This window comes from Microbacterium sp. T3-8 (assembly GCF_055398145.1).
Map to the genome: position 1 here is coordinate 1,883,193 of NZ_AP027918.1, position 13,252 is coordinate 1,896,444.

Sequence of the window (13,252 nt, forward strand, 5' to 3'; positions counted from 1 at the left end):
AAGGGGCGGGCCCGGAGTTCCCTCCGGACCCGCCCCTCGCGGTGATCGGTCGTTACTTGACGTCCTCGTCGACCCAGTCCATCGACTTGGTGACGGCCTTGCGCCACAGGCGCAGCTGGCGGTCGCGCTCGTCGCTCTCCATGGAGGGCTCCCAGCGACGGTCTTCCTGCCAGTTTGCGGAGAGCTCGTCGAGGCCGCTCCAGAACCCGACGGCGAGGCCGGCGGCATAGGCGGCGCCGAGGGCGGTCGTCTCCGCGACGACCGGTCGCACCACCGGCACACCCAGGACATCGGCCTGGAACTGCATCAGAGCGTCATTGGCGACCATGCCGCCGTCGACCTTGAGCTCCGTGAGGTCGACGCCCGCGTCCGCGTTGACCGCGTCGAGCACGTCGCGGGTCTGGAAGGCCACGGCCTCCAGTGCGGCGCGCGCGATGTGGTTCTTGTTCGCGTAGCGGGTGAGGCCCACGATCGCGCCACGCGCATCCGGTCGCCAGTACGGTGCGAACAGGCCCGAGAACGCCGGGACGATGTACACGCCGCCGTTGTCCTCGACCTTGTCGGCCAGTTCCTCGACCTCGGGGGCCGAGGAGATGATGCCGAGCTGGTCGCGCAGCCACTGGATCAGCGATCCGGTGACGGCGATCGAACCCTCGAGCGCGTAGTGCGTCGGAGCGTCGCCGAGCTTGTAGCCGACGGTGGTGAGCAGACCGTTCTTCGAGTGGACGATCTCCTCGCCGGTGTTGAAGATGAGGAAGCAGCCGGTTCCGTAGGTGTTCTTGCTCTCACCTGTCTGGAAGGCGGCCTGTCCGAACGTCGCGGCCTGCTGGTCGCCGAGGATGCCGGCGATCGGCGTCTCGCGCAGCAGCGAGGAGTCCTCCGCCGCACCGTAGACCTCGGAGGAGGAGCGGATCTCCGGCATCATCGAGCGCGGCACGCCGAACGCCTCGAGGATGTCGTCGCGCCACTCGAGCGTCTCGAGGTCCATGAACATCGTGCGCGAGGCGTTCGTGACATCGGTCACGTGCACGCCGCCGTCGACGCCGCCGGTGAGGTTCCACAGCACCCAGCTGTCGGTGGTGCCGAAGATGAGGTCCCCGGCTTCCGCCTTCGCGCGCGCACCCTCGACGTTCTCGAGGATCCACGCGATCTTCGTCCCCGAGAAGTACGTCGCCAGCGGGAGTCCGACGATCGGCTTGAAGCGCTCGACTCCGCCGTCGGCCGCGAGGCGGTCGACGATGTCCTGCGTGCGGGTGTCCTGCCAGACGATCGCGTTGTAGGCGGGCTTGCCGGTCGTCTTGTCCCAGACGACGGCCGTCTCGCGCTGGTTGGTGATGCCCACCGCTGCGATGTCGTGACGGGTGAGGTCGGCGCGGCTCAGTGCGAGGCCGATGACCTCCTGCACGTTGCGCCAGATCTCGGAGGCGTCGTGCTCCACCCAGCCGGCCTTCGGCAGGATCTGCTCGTGCTCCTTCTGGCCCGTCGCGATGATGCTGCCCTTCTTGTCGAAGATGATCGCGCGGCTGGAGGTGGTTCCCTGATCGATGGCGAGGATGTAGTCAGCCATGGTGTGTTCTCCTTTGAAGTGGGATTCGGGTGGCGTCAGGCTGCGAGGCCGAGCAGGGCGGGGGCGGCGAAGGCCGCGATCGCACCACCGATGAGCGGTCCGACGACCGGCACCCACGAGTAGCTCCAGTCGCTCGAGCCCTTGCCCTTGATCGGGAGGATCGCGTGGGCGATACGGGGGCCGAGGTCACGGGCCGGGTTGATCGCGTAGCCGGTCGGTCCACCGAGCGAGGCGCCGATGGCGACCACGAGCAGCGCGACGGGCAGCGCGGTGAGCGGTCCGAGGCCTCCGGGCACGCCGACCTCGATGTCGCCGTAGTCGGCGAATCCGAAGATCACGAACACGAGGACGAACGTACCGATGATCTCCGTGACGAGGTTCCAGCCGTAGGACCGGATCGCGGGGCCGGTCGAGAAGACACCGAGCTTGTTGGCGGCCTCCGGCTCCTCATCGAAGTGCTGCTTGTAGGCGAGCCAGACGACGATCGCACCGAGGATCGCACCGAGCAGTTCTGCTGCGGTGGCGACGAGGAACATCGTGAAGGTGATCTTGCCGGCGATCGCCAGGCCGATACCCACGGCCGGGTTGAGGATCGCACCCGAGTACGCCGAGACGATGACACCCGCGAACACCGCGAGGCCCCATCCCCAGTTGACCATCAGGAAGCCGCCGCCGAAGCCCTTGTTCTTCGCGAGGGCGACGTTGGCGACGACACCGCATCCGAGAAGGACCAGCATCGCCGTGCCGACGAACTCCGACAGGAAATAGAGACCGAGATTGACATCAGGCATGTCTTCTTTGACCTTTCTTACGTGTCACGTCATCCCTGCCGTGACACTTCTTGGGTTACGCCGCGGGGAGGCGGCGGTTCCGTCTCGTCAGCCGCGGGTGCGGGACGAGATGTCGAGGCCGTGCCGCTCGTTCAGCAGCTGGCGGGTCTGTTCGAGTTCAGCATCGTGCCTCGAACGGTCCCAGTCCAGTAGGGGAGCGAGCGCGTCGGCGATCTCATCGAGGACCTCGGCATCGGCATGACCGGTGAACGCGATGCTCGTGCGACGCAGGATGACGTCCTGCAGGCGCGCGACGAGCTCGTTCTGCACCATCCACTCGAGCTCCCGGGTCGAGAGGTCGCCGCCGGCGAGCGGGGCGTCCGCTCCCTGCTCGACGTACTCCCAGACCTGGGCGGCGCGGGTGCCGTAGCGGGCGAGGAGCTTCTCGGCGCGGTCTCCGGCGCCCGCGAGGTTCTCCTGGATCCAGATGCGCTTCGCCTTCTCGGTGCGCGGGAAGTCGCGGCCGCCTCCGATGGCGCGGCCGGCGGTCGAGACCGTGCGGGTGCGGTTCAGCAGGCCGAGCACGACGTCGGAGAGCGACTCGCCGAGCGCACGGAAGGTCGTCCACTTGCCGCCGACCAGGCTCACGAGCGGGACGGCGCCCTTCTCGTCGACCTCGATGCGGTAGTCGCGCGAGACGAAACCGGGTGCGGTGTCCTCGTGACGGGGGAGCGGACGGATGCCGGAGAACCGGTACACGATCTGCTCACGGTCGACCGCGATCTGCGGGAAGACGTGGTGGATCAGGTCGAAGAAGTAGTCGACTTCCTCCTCGGTGCAGACGGCGACCTCGCGGGGATCCGCGTCGATGTCGGTCGTTCCGACGAGCACCTTGCCCTTGAGCGGGTAGATCAGCACGATACGACCGTCGGAGTGCTCGAAGAAGATCTCGCGTCCACGCGTGGCGGCGAGCAGCTCCGGGTGGTCGAGCACGATGTGCGACCCCTTGGTGCCGCCCATGAATCGCGTGTCGGTGCCGAGGGCGTCGTTCGTCAGGTCGGTCCAGGGGCCGGAGGTGTTGACGACCACGTCGGCCTTCACCGGGAACTCCGTGCCGCTCTCGCGGTCACGGAGGACGATGTTCTCGCCGTCGCGGGCGATCGCCTCGACGTAGTTGAGCGCGTGCGCGCCCGGGTGCGCGGAACGGCCGTCCTGCAGGACGTCGAGGGCCAAGCGCTCCGGGTCGTGCATGGACGCGTCGTAGTACGTGGCGGTGTACTTGATGTTCGGGTCGAGCGCGGGCAGTTCGGCCAGCGAACGCTTGCGGCCGAGGAAGCGGTGGCGCGGCACGCTACCGCCGTCACGGGAGAACGTGTCGTAGATCGTCAGACCGATCTTGATGAGGAACGCACCGCGCTCCTGCGGCTTGCCGCTCTTGTGCGTGAGAAAGCGCAGGGGTGCCGAGAGGATGCCCGAGAACGTCGAGTAGATCGGGATCGTCGTCTGCAGCGGCTTCACGTAGTGCGGAGCGATGCGCAGGAGGCCGTTGCGCTCCTCGACCGACTCGCGAACGAGACGGAACTCGCCGTTCTCGAGATAGCGGATGCCGCCGTGGATCATGTGGCTGGACGCCGACGATGCCCCGGAGGCGAAATCGCCGCGTTCGACGAGGACGACGTCGACGCCCTGGAGGGCGAGGTCACGGAATGTCGATATTCCGTTGATGCCGCCGCCGATGAGCAGCACCGTCGTACGTCCGGATTCGCGGAGCGCGCGTACGTCGTCGCGCTCGGCCGATGAGTGTGTCGATTCGATCATTCTCGAGCTCGCTTCCTTGCTTGCCCCCCAGCATCGACCTCTCCTCCGCTGCGCGCAAGCCCAGTGCACATATGTGCAAGGATCGAGGGCAAGGAGGCGGTCTTGGCTGATCACAGTGCACATCCGCGTGACGGGAAGCTGGTCGCCGCGCTCACCGCGGCGCAGCTCTACTACATGCAGGACAAGACGATGGAGGTCATCGCGCGCGAGCTCGGCACCTCCCGCTCATCGGTATCTCGTCTTCTGAGCTACGCCCGGGAGAGCGGTTTGGTCGACATCCGCATCAATTCGCCTCTCGAGCGGCTCGGGATGCTCGAGCAGCGGATCCGCGATCGCCATCGCATCGTGGCGCACGTCGTTCCCATGCCCGAGATCGTCAGTGAGGTCGAGCGCCTGGAACGGGTGGCGTTGACCGCGGGGCGACTGCTGTCGCAGTTCGTCGACTCGAACATGATCATCGGCGTGGCGTGGGGGTCGACCATCAGTGCGGTCAGTCGCGGCCTCACGCAGAAGGAGACGCACAACACGACATTCGTGCAGTTGAACGGTGCGGGCAACACCCAGACCAGCGGTGTCGAGTACTCGAGCGACATCCTCCAGCGCTTCGGCAGCGCGTTCGGTGCGCAGGTGCAGCAGTTCCCGGTGCCGGCGTTCTTCGACGACCCGGCGACGCGCGAGGCGATGTGGCGGGAGCGGAGCACACGGCGTGTGCTCGACCTGCAGTCGAAAATGGACATCGCGGTCTTCAGCCTCGGATCGCCCGCGGCCGAGGTGCCGAGCCGCGTGTACGTCGGCGGATACCTCGGGCGCGACGACTATCGGAGCCTGCGCGAGGACCATGCGATCGGAGACGTCGCGACCGTCTTCTTCCGTGCCGACGGCTCCTGGAAGGACATCCGTCTCAATGCGCGAGCGACCGGCCCGACACTCGATCGCCTGCGACGCGTACCCCGACGGGTCTGCGTCGTGTCCGGCATCCCCAAGCTCGCCAGCGTCCGTGCGGCGATCGCCGCGGATCTGATCACCGATGTGGTCCTCGACGAGGGACTGGCGCGCCGCCTGGCGGAGGACTGAGGGTCAGGCTTCGTGCGTCGAGGCCTCCGGGCCGGAGCGGAACTCGCGGATGAGGTGCTGCACGACCTCTCCGAGGTCGCCCTCGGCGGCGTCCGCCACGGCCACCTGCCGCGCATAACTGGCTCCGTCGCGCAGGATCGTGCCGACGCTGCCGAACTCCCGTTCGCATCCGAGCGCTCGTGCCACGGGCGCGAGTTCCTCGAGGGTCTCGGCGAGGTGATCCCGCACGTCGCGCTGCGCGCCGGAGTCGTCGACGATCACCCGCGCGTCGAGTCCGTAGCGGGCCGCGCGCCATTTGTTCTCGCGGTGGAACCAGGAGGGCAGGGCAGACAGCGGGCGTCCCTCGTCGAGTTCTCGCGAGAAGTGCTCGACGAGGACCTGCACGAGCGAGGCGACCGCGGCGAGTTCGGGGAGCGTCGACATCCCGTCGCAGGCGCGCACCTCGATCGTTCCCCAGCGGGGCGCGGGGCGGATGTCCCAGCGGACCTCGGAGGCATCCTTCATCACCCCGGTGCGCACCATGTCGTCCATGTACGACTCGAACTGCGCCCAATCGTGCAGGGGCCAGGGAAGCCCGGCGGTCGGCAGCTGCTGGAACACCAGCGCGCGATTGGAGGCGTACCCGGTGCGCTCTCCGGCCCAGAACGGACTCGAAGCCGCGAGTGCCTGCAGGTGGGGGAGGTACGCGGTGAGCGCGTTGATGATCGGGAACACCTTGCGATGGTCATCGACGCCGACGTGCACGTGAATGCCCCAGATCATCATGTTGCGGCCCCACCACTGCGTGCGCTCGATCAGCGTGTGGTACCTCGTCTTATCGGTGACCTGCTGGTCGTACCACTGCGCGAACGGGTGGCTGCCGGCCGACAGCAACTCGATCCCGATCGGGTCGGTGGCCCCGCGCACCGCGGAGATCGCCCGGGCGATGTCGTCGACGGCGTGGGCGACGGACTCGCCGACGCCGCTCGTGACCTCGATCGTGTTGGTGAGGAGTTCACCGGTGACGGTGTGGCGTTCGCTGGCGCTCTGTTCCTCGAGAACGGCGAGGAGTTCGGGCGCTCGTCCGGCCAGATCACCGGACGCCGGATCGGCGAGCATGATCTCCCACTCCAAGCCGACGGTGGAGCGGGCTGAGGGGGCGAACTCGAGCGTCACGTGCACATTCTGGCACGCGGCCGACGCGACACGGCAAAGCCGGAGTCCTCACGTTTCGCGCCCGGGCTCGGCATCTGGCAGAATAGAAGGTCGGACGGCATGCTCGACCCTCTATCCAGCTTCCGTCCTCCTCTTTGAGCTTCCGCCGGATGTGCACCCCACTCTCCAGGCGACCAGTTCGTTTCCTTCCACACAATTCAGGAGAATCGTGGCTGTCAAGATTCGTCTCAAGCGCCTGGGCAAGATCCGTGCGCCGTACTACCGCATCGTCGTCGCCGACTCGCGCACCAAGCGCGATGGTCGCGTGATCGAGGAGATCGGCAAGTACCACCCCACCGAGGAGCCCTCGTTCATCGAGGTCGACTCCGAGCGTGCGCAGTACTGGCTCTCCGTCGGCGCGCAGCCGACCGAGCAGGTCGCCGCGATCCTCAAGATCACGGGCGACTGGGGCAAGTTCAAGGGCGACGCCGACGCGAAGTCGACCCTCAAGGTCGCCGAGCCGAAGGCCGCCTTCGAGGTCGACTCCTCGAAGAAGTCCGTCGTCAAGCCCAAGGCGGAGAAGAAGGTGGAGGCTCCCGCTGAGGAGGCTCCCGCCGCCGACGCCGACGCGGAGGCCGCCGAGGCTCCCGCCGCCGACGCAGAGTAATCCGTCGTGCTCGCCGCCGCGCTCGAACACATCGTCAAGGGGATCGTCGATCACCCGGAGGATGTGCGCATCACCGCATCCACGTCGCCGCGAGGCGATCTCCTCGAGGTGCGCGTGCACCCCGATGACCGTGGACGCGTGATCGGGCGCGGCGGCCGCACCGCCAAGGCACTCCGTACGCTCGTCGCCGCCCTGGCCGACGGCCGTCGCGTGCGCGTCGATGTCGCGGACGACTGACGTGGTGCCGCAGGACACCCCACAGGGCAAGAACCAGCTCCGGGTGGGGCGCCTCGTGAAGGCCCATGGCCTCAAGGGCGGGCTCAAGCTCGAGCTGTACACCGACAACCCGGAGCGTCGCTTCGTCACGGGAGCCGAGTTCACGTTGCAGGTGCCCGAGGCATCTCCGTGGCACGGCAAGACCATCACCGTGCGCGAGTACCGGGTGATGAACGGCAACCCGGTCGCCTTCTTCGACGACGTCGACGACCGCACCGCCGCCGAAGGCCTCGTGCGAGCCATCCTCTGGATCGACCAGGACGTCGACGAGACCGAGGACGACGCGTGGTTCGACCACCAGCTCGTGGGCCTCGATGTCGTCCGTGACGGCACCGTGGTCGGACGCGTCCAGCGCATCGAGCATTTCCCGGCGCAGGATCTCCTCATCGTCAAGTCCGGTGAGAAGGAGATCATGGTGCCGTTCGTCTCGGCGATCGTTCCGACCGTCGACGTCGCTGCCGGTCGAGTGATCGTCACCCCGCCGCCCGGGCTCTTCGAGGAGCTTCCGGATGCCGACGACGACTCGGCGGCGGCCGAGGAACCGCTCGCAGCCGAGGATTCCCCGGCGGCCGAGTAGCCGCTGAGAGGTCACTCCCGTGCGCATCGACGTCCTCTCCATCTTCCCGTCGTACTTCGACGGCCTCACGCTCTCCCTGCTCGGCAAGGCGCGCGATGCGGGCATCCTCGACCTGAACGTCCACGACCTCCGAGACTGGACGTCGGATCGTCACCGCACCGTCGACGACACCCCGTACGGCGGGGGTGCCGGAATGGTGATGAAGCCGGAGCCCTGGGGGCTCGCGCTCGACGAGGTCGCCGCGGCCACCGAACGTCCGACGATCATCTTCCCTTCGCCGGCTGGTGAGGTCTTCACGCAGGCCACCGCGCGCGATCTCGCGACGCGCGAGCACATCGTCTTCGGCTGCGGCCGGTACGAGGGCATCGACGAGCGGGTCTTCGAGTACGCCGCGGCGCTCGGTGAAGTCCGCCTGATCAGTCTCGGCGACTACGTGCTCAACGGCGGCGAGGTGGCGACGATGGCGATGATCGAGGCCATCGGACGCCTGGTGCCGGGAGTCGTCGGCAATCCCGAGAGCCTGGTCGAGGAATCGCACGAGGACGGCCTGCTGGAGTACCCCTCGTACACGAAGCCGGCGGTCTGGCGGGAGCGCGCCGTTCCGGAAGTGCTCCTCAGCGGGAACCACGCCCACATCGCGCAGTGGCGCCGTGATCAGCAGTTCGAGCGCACACGAGCTCGTCGACCGGACCTGCTCGCCGACGACGCCGACTGACGGGGACGGATAGACCTCCTCCTTCTCGGTGATAGCGTCCGAGGATGATCGATCGCGCGCTCGCGGATTCCTTCCGGACCATCGGAGCGGACTACGACCGCTATCGACCGGGCTTCCCGGATGCCGCCGCCGACCTGATCCTGCCGGAGCGGGTCGGGGCGGTGCTGGACCTCGGTGCCGGAACCGGCAAGTTCACCGAGCTTCTGATCGGTCGCGCGACCTCCGTCCAGGCAGTCGAGCCGTCCGAACCGATGCTCGACGTGCTGCGGGCGAAGCTGGTCGATGTGACGGCGCATCTCGGCACGGCCGAGAGCATCCCCCTCTCCGACGCCTCCGTCGACGCGGTCACGGTGGCGCAGGCGTTCCACTGGTTCGAGCGCGAGGCGGCGTGTGCCGAGATCGCTCGCATTCTGGCGCCCGGTGGTGTCCTGGGGCTGGTCTGGAACCACTCCGATCCCGCCTGCACCTGGGACCGCGCTGCTCACCGCATCGCTCATCCGGCAGTGGGGGCCGAGGATCAGACGACCGGGAGTGCCGTCGAGGATCTTCCCGGCTTCGAGTTCGACTCGCGTGCGGTGATCGCGTGGTCCGAGAACATCTCACGTGATGATTACCTGCGTCGGTGGGGCACGATCAGCAGTGTCCTCGTCGCCGACCGCCGATCGAAGACCGAGATGCTCGCGGCGATCGAAACGGTCCTCGACGACGCCCCCGAGACGAGTGGGCGGGCGGAGCTGGTTCTCCCGCAGCTCACCGAGGTGTACAGGTACCGCCGGACGGCGTGACCGCGAGGACGCTCAGTCGACCCCGAGAAAAGATCGGTCGGTCAGCACGATGGGTCCGTCCGCGGTGATCGCGACGGTGTGCTCCGAGTGCGCGCCGCGCGAACCGTCGACGCTGCGCAGAGTCCAGCCGTCGGGGTCGGTGACCAGCTCGTCGGTCGTCGCGAGGAACCAGGGCTCGAGTGCGAGCACGAGTCCGTCGCGGAGCGGGAATCCGCGTCCGGCGCGACCGTCGTTCGCGACGTGGGGGTCGCCGTGCATCGTGCGACCCACTCCGTGCCCGCCGAAGTCCGTGTTGATCGAGTACCCCTCGCCATGTGCGACGGCTGCGACGGATGCCGAGATGTCGCCGATCCGGTTGCCGACGACGGCCGCGGCGATGGCGGCATCCAGTGCGCGCTCCGTCGTCTCGATCAGCCGGAGGTCCTCGTCGCGCGGGGTGCCGACCACGAACGACACGGCGGAGTCGGCCACCCATCCGTCGACGGATACGGCGAAGTCGAGCGAGACGAGGTCGCCGTCACGCAACGTGTAGTCGTGGGGGAGCCCGTGAAGCACTGCGTCGTTCACGGATGTGCAGATGACCTTCCCGAACGGGCTCGCACCGAAGGACGGGTGGTAGTCGATGTAGCAGGACTCGGCACCGCGCTGACGGATCAGGTCATGGGCGCGACGGTCGATGGAGAGGAGGTTGGTCCCGACCTTCGTGTCGGAGCGCAGTGTGGCCAGCGTCTCCGCGACGAAGCGGCCGGCTGCGCGCATCTCGTCGATCTCGGCAGGGGTGCGCAGTTCGATCATTCGGGGGAGTCCTCTCGTCCTCGTCCATTCTCCCCGATCCGGGCGGATGCGGCGTCGCCGCGCTCACAGCGAACAGCCGTGCGAGCCGCCGCCCACCGGCATACCATCGAAGCATGTGGTTGCGACGGGCGTTCTTCCGCTGGCTCCTGCCGGCGGCCTTCCTCTTGCCCCTGTGGCTCCTCGTCGGATGGGGAGTGTTCCAGGGCGGATGGGCCATCCTCTGGGTGCTGTTCATCGCGATCCCGTCGGTGTTCCTGGGCCAGCTCCTCCTCACCCTCCTCACTCGTTCGCGTCCATCGGTGCGCACCGACCGTGCCGTGTCGTGGTGGGACGTGGCCGGGTTCACGCTCTGGCACGGTCTCACGATCGCGGTCGGATGCTTCATCCCCGGGGTCTTCCCATGGTTGCTGACCGCCGCGGTGATCGTCGGCCTCGCACTCGTCTGGTTGCAGGGGTGGCAGCTCTGGAGTGAGGCGAAAGGGAGCGGGGCGCGGTTCCGCGAGACGATCGCCTGGTCCTCGTTCCCGGCATCCGATGACGCATCACCGGAGCCTCGCCCGCGCGAGGTCATCGTCGTGCAGGAGAAGGACCCGCTCGGCTGAGACGCGTGTTTTGGCGGCTGCGGTCATCCATGGCAGAATAGATGTTTGTGCCGTGACCGGTTCTGCCTCAGGGGAGCCCGCGGATGCTTCGGCCCCGTACGGTGCACACCCATTCTTGTTCCTTCCACCATGCATGCGACCTGAGGCGAGTGCAGAGAGAGACGATCATGCAGATCCTCGACGCCGTAGACGCGGCTTCCCTCCGTTCGGACATCCCGGACTTCTTCCCCGGTGACACCGTCAAGGTGCACGTCAACATCACCGAGGGCAGCCGCTCGCGTATCCAGGTCTTCCAGGGCGTCGTCATCGGCCGCTCGGGCGACGGCGTGCGCGAGACCTTCACGGTCCGCAAGATCAGCTTCCAGGTCGGCGTCGAGCGCACCTTCCCGGTGCACTCGCCGGTGATCGACCACATCGAGGTCGTCACCCGCGGTGACGTCCGCCGTGCGAAGCTCTACTACCTGCGCCAGCTGCGTGGCAAGAAGGCGAAGATCAAGGAGAAGCGCGACCGCTGAGTCGCCGCATCTCCACAGCACCCCAGGACACGATGTCCTGGGGTGCTTTGTTTCGTCCCCAGTATGCGAACCTTGATACTGCCGCTCGATGGCACGCACGACTGACGAAGGATGCCGATGACCTCTGAACCCTCCGCCGCGCCCGCCACGGGCACGAGGCGGCGCCGTGGACTGCTGGTCTTCCTGCGCGATGTGCTGATCATCATCCTGATCGCCGCGCTCGTCTCGTTCGTGGTCAAGACCTTCATCGTCCGCTCCTTCTACATCCCCTCGGCATCCATGGAGCGCACGCTCATGGTCAACGACCGCATCCTCGTCGATGAGCTCACGCCGCGATGGACGGGATACGAGCGCGGTGACGTGGTGGTGTTCCAGGACCCGGGCGGATGGCTGGGCGACCAACCGCAGCCGCCGGCATCCCCTCCGCTCGTGCAGGCGATCGACGGCGTGCTGACCTTCATCGGCATCTCCGCCTCCGATTCGCAGGACCATCTCGTCAAGCGCATCATCGGCCTCCCCGGCGATCACGTCGTGTGCTGCAACGCACTCGGCCAGATCACGATCAACGGTGCTCCGATCGACGAGCTCGACTACCTGAACCTCCCCGAAGGGAACACCGCGGCGTCGAACGAACCTTTCGACGTCGTCGTGCCAGAGGACTCGCTGTGGCTGCTCGGCGACAATCGCACTCGGTCGCGGGACTCGCGAGCGCATCAGGAACTTCCCAGCGGCGGCTTCGTCCCGGTGTCGAATGTCGTGGGGAAGGCCTTCCTGACGACCTGGCCGTTCGGGCGGATCGGGGCGATCGACGGACACCACCAAGCCTTCGACAGCGTTCCGGACGAAGAATGACGGTCGTTTCCCCGACCCTCACGCTCGAGCGGCGCATCCTCGGAGACAGCGCTCTGATCATCTCGCTCGACGAGGTCGGTCGCGGAGCGCTCGCGGGCCCGGTCGCGGTGGGCGCGGCGGTGATGGATGCCGCCGGAGCGCGACGTCGTGTGCCCGAGGGGCTCCGCGACTCCAAGCTCGTCACCGAGCGACGTCGACCCGACGTCGCGGAGCGGGCGACGGCATGGGTACGCGCCTCGTCGGTCGGATGGGCCAGTGCCGCGGAGGTCGACGAGGTCGGCATCATCCGGGCACTGGGTCTGGCCGCCTCCCGTGCCGTCGATGCGGTCGTCGCGCAGGGCACGTCGACCGCGGGGGCGGTCGTGCTGCTCGACGGGAACCATGACTATCTCTCTGCCGTGCATCATTCCGTACTCGACGTGCGTCCGGTGATCAAAGGCGATCGGGACTGCGCTTCCGTCTCGGCCGCATCCGTGATCGCGAAGGTCGCGCGCGACGCGCACATGGCCGACCTCCATGCCGACTACCCGCAGTACCAGTGGGATCGCAACAAGGGATATGCGAGCACCGAGCATCGAGAGGCCATCCGCACGCTCGGGCTCTCCCCGCTGCATCGTGCGTCGTGGGCGATCGCCGATGCTCCCGCCCTATTCTGAGCGCCGGATGCGGTGCCGCACGCGTGCTCTCGCGACCCTAGGATGGAACCACCATGGATGAGGAAGCCTTCGACGACTACGACCGCGAGCTCGAGCTCGCGCTGTTCCGCGAGTACCGAGACGTGGTCTCGCAGTTCCAGTACGTCGTCGAGACCGAGCGTCGGTTCTACCTGGCGAACGATGTGAACGTCGTGCGTCGCGACACGGAGCACGACTTCTACTTCGAGATCTCGATGAGCGATGTGTGGGTGTGGGACATCTACCGCGCCGATCGCTTCGTGAAGGCCGTGCGTGTGCTGACCTTCAAGGACGTCAACGTCGAGGAGCTGCAGCGCCGGGAGTTCGAACTTCCCCAGGAACTGTCGCTCGACGGCGAGTGAGTCGTAGAAGCGCACCTCTCCTGCACGGCTGACGCCTGAGGCCCGGGTTTCCGCCGTGCGGTGGACGCT

The 13,252-nt window shown here is 67.3% G+C and carries 16 protein-coding genes; 11 read left to right on the top strand and 5 right to left on the bottom strand.

Going from position 1 to position 13,252, the window contains the following annotated elements; all coding sequences use genetic code 11:
- Nucleotides 1–52: 52 nt before the first annotated feature.
- The 3 genes from glpK to ACZ5Y9_RS08900 all read right to left on the bottom strand — a co-directional run bounded on the left by glpK (nt 53) and on the right by ACZ5Y9_RS08900 (nt 4,155).
- Nucleotides 53–1,567, bottom strand: a complete 1,515-nt coding sequence (gene glpK, locus ACZ5Y9_RS08890) for a glycerol kinase GlpK (RefSeq protein WP_247622606.1) — start codon at nt 1,565–1,567, stop codon at nt 53–55.
- A gap of 35 nt (nt 1,568–1,602) precedes the next feature.
- The gene (locus ACZ5Y9_RS08895) at nt 1,603–2,358 is read right to left on the bottom strand and encodes an MIP/aquaporin family protein (RefSeq protein ID WP_247622605.1); all 756 of its coding nucleotides are present in this window, start codon (nt 2,356–2,358) and stop codon (nt 1,603–1,605) included.
- Between the two features lie 87 nt (nt 2,359–2,445).
- Complete coding sequence (locus tag ACZ5Y9_RS08900) at nt 2,446–4,155, bottom strand: glycerol-3-phosphate dehydrogenase/oxidase (RefSeq protein ID WP_440746929.1); 1,710 nt, start codon at nt 4,153–4,155, stop codon at nt 2,446–2,448.
- Nucleotides 4,156–4,329: 174 nt separating this feature from the next.
- Here ACZ5Y9_RS08900 and ACZ5Y9_RS08905 point away from each other — a divergent pair, with 174 nt between their 5' ends.
- Nucleotides 4,330–5,229 carry a sugar-binding transcriptional regulator gene (locus ACZ5Y9_RS08905; RefSeq protein WP_336641850.1) on the top strand — a complete coding sequence of 300 codons (900 nt, stop codon included), beginning with the start codon at nt 4,330–4,332 and terminating at the stop codon, nt 5,227–5,229.
- Between the two features lie 3 nt (nt 5,230–5,232).
- On the opposite strand, the gene ACZ5Y9_RS08910 is transcribed toward ACZ5Y9_RS08905, so the two are convergent.
- Nucleotides 5,233–6,384, bottom strand: a complete 1,152-nt coding sequence (locus ACZ5Y9_RS08910; RefSeq protein WP_464471166.1) for a glutamate--cysteine ligase — start codon at nt 6,382–6,384, stop codon at nt 5,233–5,235.
- A 208-nt stretch (nt 6,385–6,592) separates the two neighbouring features.
- Here ACZ5Y9_RS08910 and rpsP point away from each other — a divergent pair, with 208 nt between their 5' ends.
- From rpsP to ACZ5Y9_RS08935, 5 genes are read left to right on the top strand one after another with little or no spacing between them, the layout of a single operon-like run.
- On the top strand, nt 6,593–7,030 hold the full coding sequence (gene rpsP / locus ACZ5Y9_RS08915; protein WP_247622602.1) for a 30S ribosomal protein S16: 438 nt from the start codon (nt 6,593–6,595) through the stop codon (nt 7,028–7,030).
- A 6-nt stretch (nt 7,031–7,036) separates the two neighbouring features.
- Complete coding sequence (locus ACZ5Y9_RS08920; RefSeq protein ID WP_247622601.1) at nt 7,037–7,267, top strand: RNA-binding protein; 231 nt, start codon at nt 7,037–7,039, stop codon at nt 7,265–7,267.
- Nucleotides 7,251–7,883, top strand: coding sequence for a ribosome maturation factor RimM (gene rimM / locus ACZ5Y9_RS08925; protein ID WP_464471167.1), 633 nt, complete (start codon nt 7,251–7,253; stop codon nt 7,881–7,883). The genes ACZ5Y9_RS08920 and rimM overlap by 17 nt, the downstream gene beginning before the upstream one ends.
- Before the next feature lie 19 nt (nt 7,884–7,902).
- Nucleotides 7,903–8,598: a tRNA (guanosine(37)-N1)-methyltransferase TrmD gene (gene trmD / locus ACZ5Y9_RS08930; protein ID WP_464471168.1), complete on the top strand. Its 696-nt coding sequence runs from the start codon at nt 7,903–7,905 to the stop codon at nt 8,596–8,598.
- 44 nt (nt 8,599–8,642) lie between these two features.
- Nucleotides 8,643–9,383 (top strand): class I SAM-dependent methyltransferase, encoded by a 741-nt coding sequence (locus tag ACZ5Y9_RS08935; protein ID WP_464471169.1) that lies wholly within the window; start codon nt 8,643–8,645, stop codon nt 9,381–9,383.
- A gap of 12 nt (nt 9,384–9,395) precedes the next feature.
- On the opposite strand, the gene map is transcribed toward ACZ5Y9_RS08935, so the two are convergent.
- Complete coding sequence (gene map / locus ACZ5Y9_RS08940) at nt 9,396–10,178, bottom strand: type I methionyl aminopeptidase (RefSeq protein WP_247622597.1); 783 nt, start codon at nt 10,176–10,178, stop codon at nt 9,396–9,398.
- 113 nt (nt 10,179–10,291) lie between these two features.
- On the opposite strand from map, the gene ACZ5Y9_RS08945 reads away from it, so the two are divergent.
- The 5 genes from ACZ5Y9_RS08945 to ACZ5Y9_RS08965 all read left to right on the top strand — a co-directional run bounded on the left by ACZ5Y9_RS08945 (nt 10,292) and on the right by ACZ5Y9_RS08965 (nt 13,183).
- Nucleotides 10,292–10,780: an MFS transporter permease gene (locus ACZ5Y9_RS08945; RefSeq protein ID WP_464471170.1), complete on the top strand. Its 489-nt coding sequence runs from the start codon at nt 10,292–10,294 to the stop codon at nt 10,778–10,780.
- Between the two features lie 167 nt (nt 10,781–10,947).
- Nucleotides 10,948–11,295 (top strand): 50S ribosomal protein L19, encoded by a 348-nt coding sequence (gene rplS / locus ACZ5Y9_RS08950; RefSeq protein ID WP_247622595.1) that lies wholly within the window; start codon nt 10,948–10,950, stop codon nt 11,293–11,295.
- Between the two features lie 117 nt (nt 11,296–11,412).
- A complete protein-coding gene (gene lepB, locus ACZ5Y9_RS08955) occupies nt 11,413–12,147 on the top strand; it encodes a signal peptidase I (RefSeq protein ID WP_247622594.1) in 735 nt (244 codons plus the stop codon).
- Nucleotides 12,144–12,803, top strand: coding sequence for a ribonuclease HII (locus ACZ5Y9_RS08960; protein WP_247622593.1), 660 nt, complete (start codon nt 12,144–12,146; stop codon nt 12,801–12,803). Before lepB ends, ACZ5Y9_RS08960 begins: the two co-directional genes overlap by 4 nt.
- A gap of 53 nt (nt 12,804–12,856) precedes the next feature.
- Nucleotides 12,857–13,183 (top strand): DUF2469 family protein, encoded by a 327-nt coding sequence (locus ACZ5Y9_RS08965; RefSeq protein ID WP_247622592.1) that lies wholly within the window; start codon nt 12,857–12,859, stop codon nt 13,181–13,183.
- The last annotated feature ends 69 nt before the right edge of the window (nt 13,184–13,252 follow it).

Bases quoted from the DNA above. Each gene is read 5' to 3' on its own strand.
- ACZ5Y9_RS08905 (WP_336641850.1), top strand. From the start codon at position 4,330: ATGCAGGACAAGACGATGGAGGTCATCGCGCGCGAGCTCGGCACCTCC.
- ACZ5Y9_RS08945 (WP_464471170.1), top strand. From the start codon at position 10,292: ATGTGGTTGCGACGGGCGTTCTTCCGCTGGCTCCTGCCGGCGGCCTTC.
- ACZ5Y9_RS08960 (WP_247622593.1), top strand. From the start codon at position 12,144: ATGACGGTCGTTTCCCCGACCCTCACGCTCGAGCGGCGCATCCTCGGA.
- lepB (WP_247622594.1), top strand. From the start codon at position 11,413: ATGACCTCTGAACCCTCCGCCGCGCCCGCCACGGGCACGAGGCGGCGC.
- map (WP_247622597.1), bottom strand. From the start codon at position 10,178: ATGATCGAACTGCGCACCCCTGCCGAGATCGACGAGATGCGCGCAGCC.
- ACZ5Y9_RS08900 (WP_440746929.1), bottom strand. From the start codon at position 4,155: ATGATCGAATCGACACACTCATCGGCCGAGCGCGACGACGTACGCGCG.
- rplS (WP_247622595.1), top strand. From the start codon at position 10,948: ATGCAGATCCTCGACGCCGTAGACGCGGCTTCCCTCCGTTCGGACATC.
- glpK (WP_247622606.1), bottom strand. From the start codon at position 1,567: ATGGCTGACTACATCCTCGCCATCGATCAGGGAACCACCTCCAGCCGC.
- ACZ5Y9_RS08965 (WP_247622592.1), top strand. From the start codon at position 12,857: ATGGATGAGGAAGCCTTCGACGACTACGACCGCGAGCTCGAGCTCGCG.
- rimM (WP_464471167.1), top strand. From the start codon at position 7,251: ATGTCGCGGACGACTGACGTGGTGCCGCAGGACACCCCACAGGGCAAG.
- ACZ5Y9_RS08935 (WP_464471169.1), top strand. From the start codon at position 8,643: ATGATCGATCGCGCGCTCGCGGATTCCTTCCGGACCATCGGAGCGGAC.
- ACZ5Y9_RS08895 (WP_247622605.1), bottom strand. From the start codon at position 2,358: ATGCCTGATGTCAATCTCGGTCTCTATTTCCTGTCGGAGTTCGTCGGC.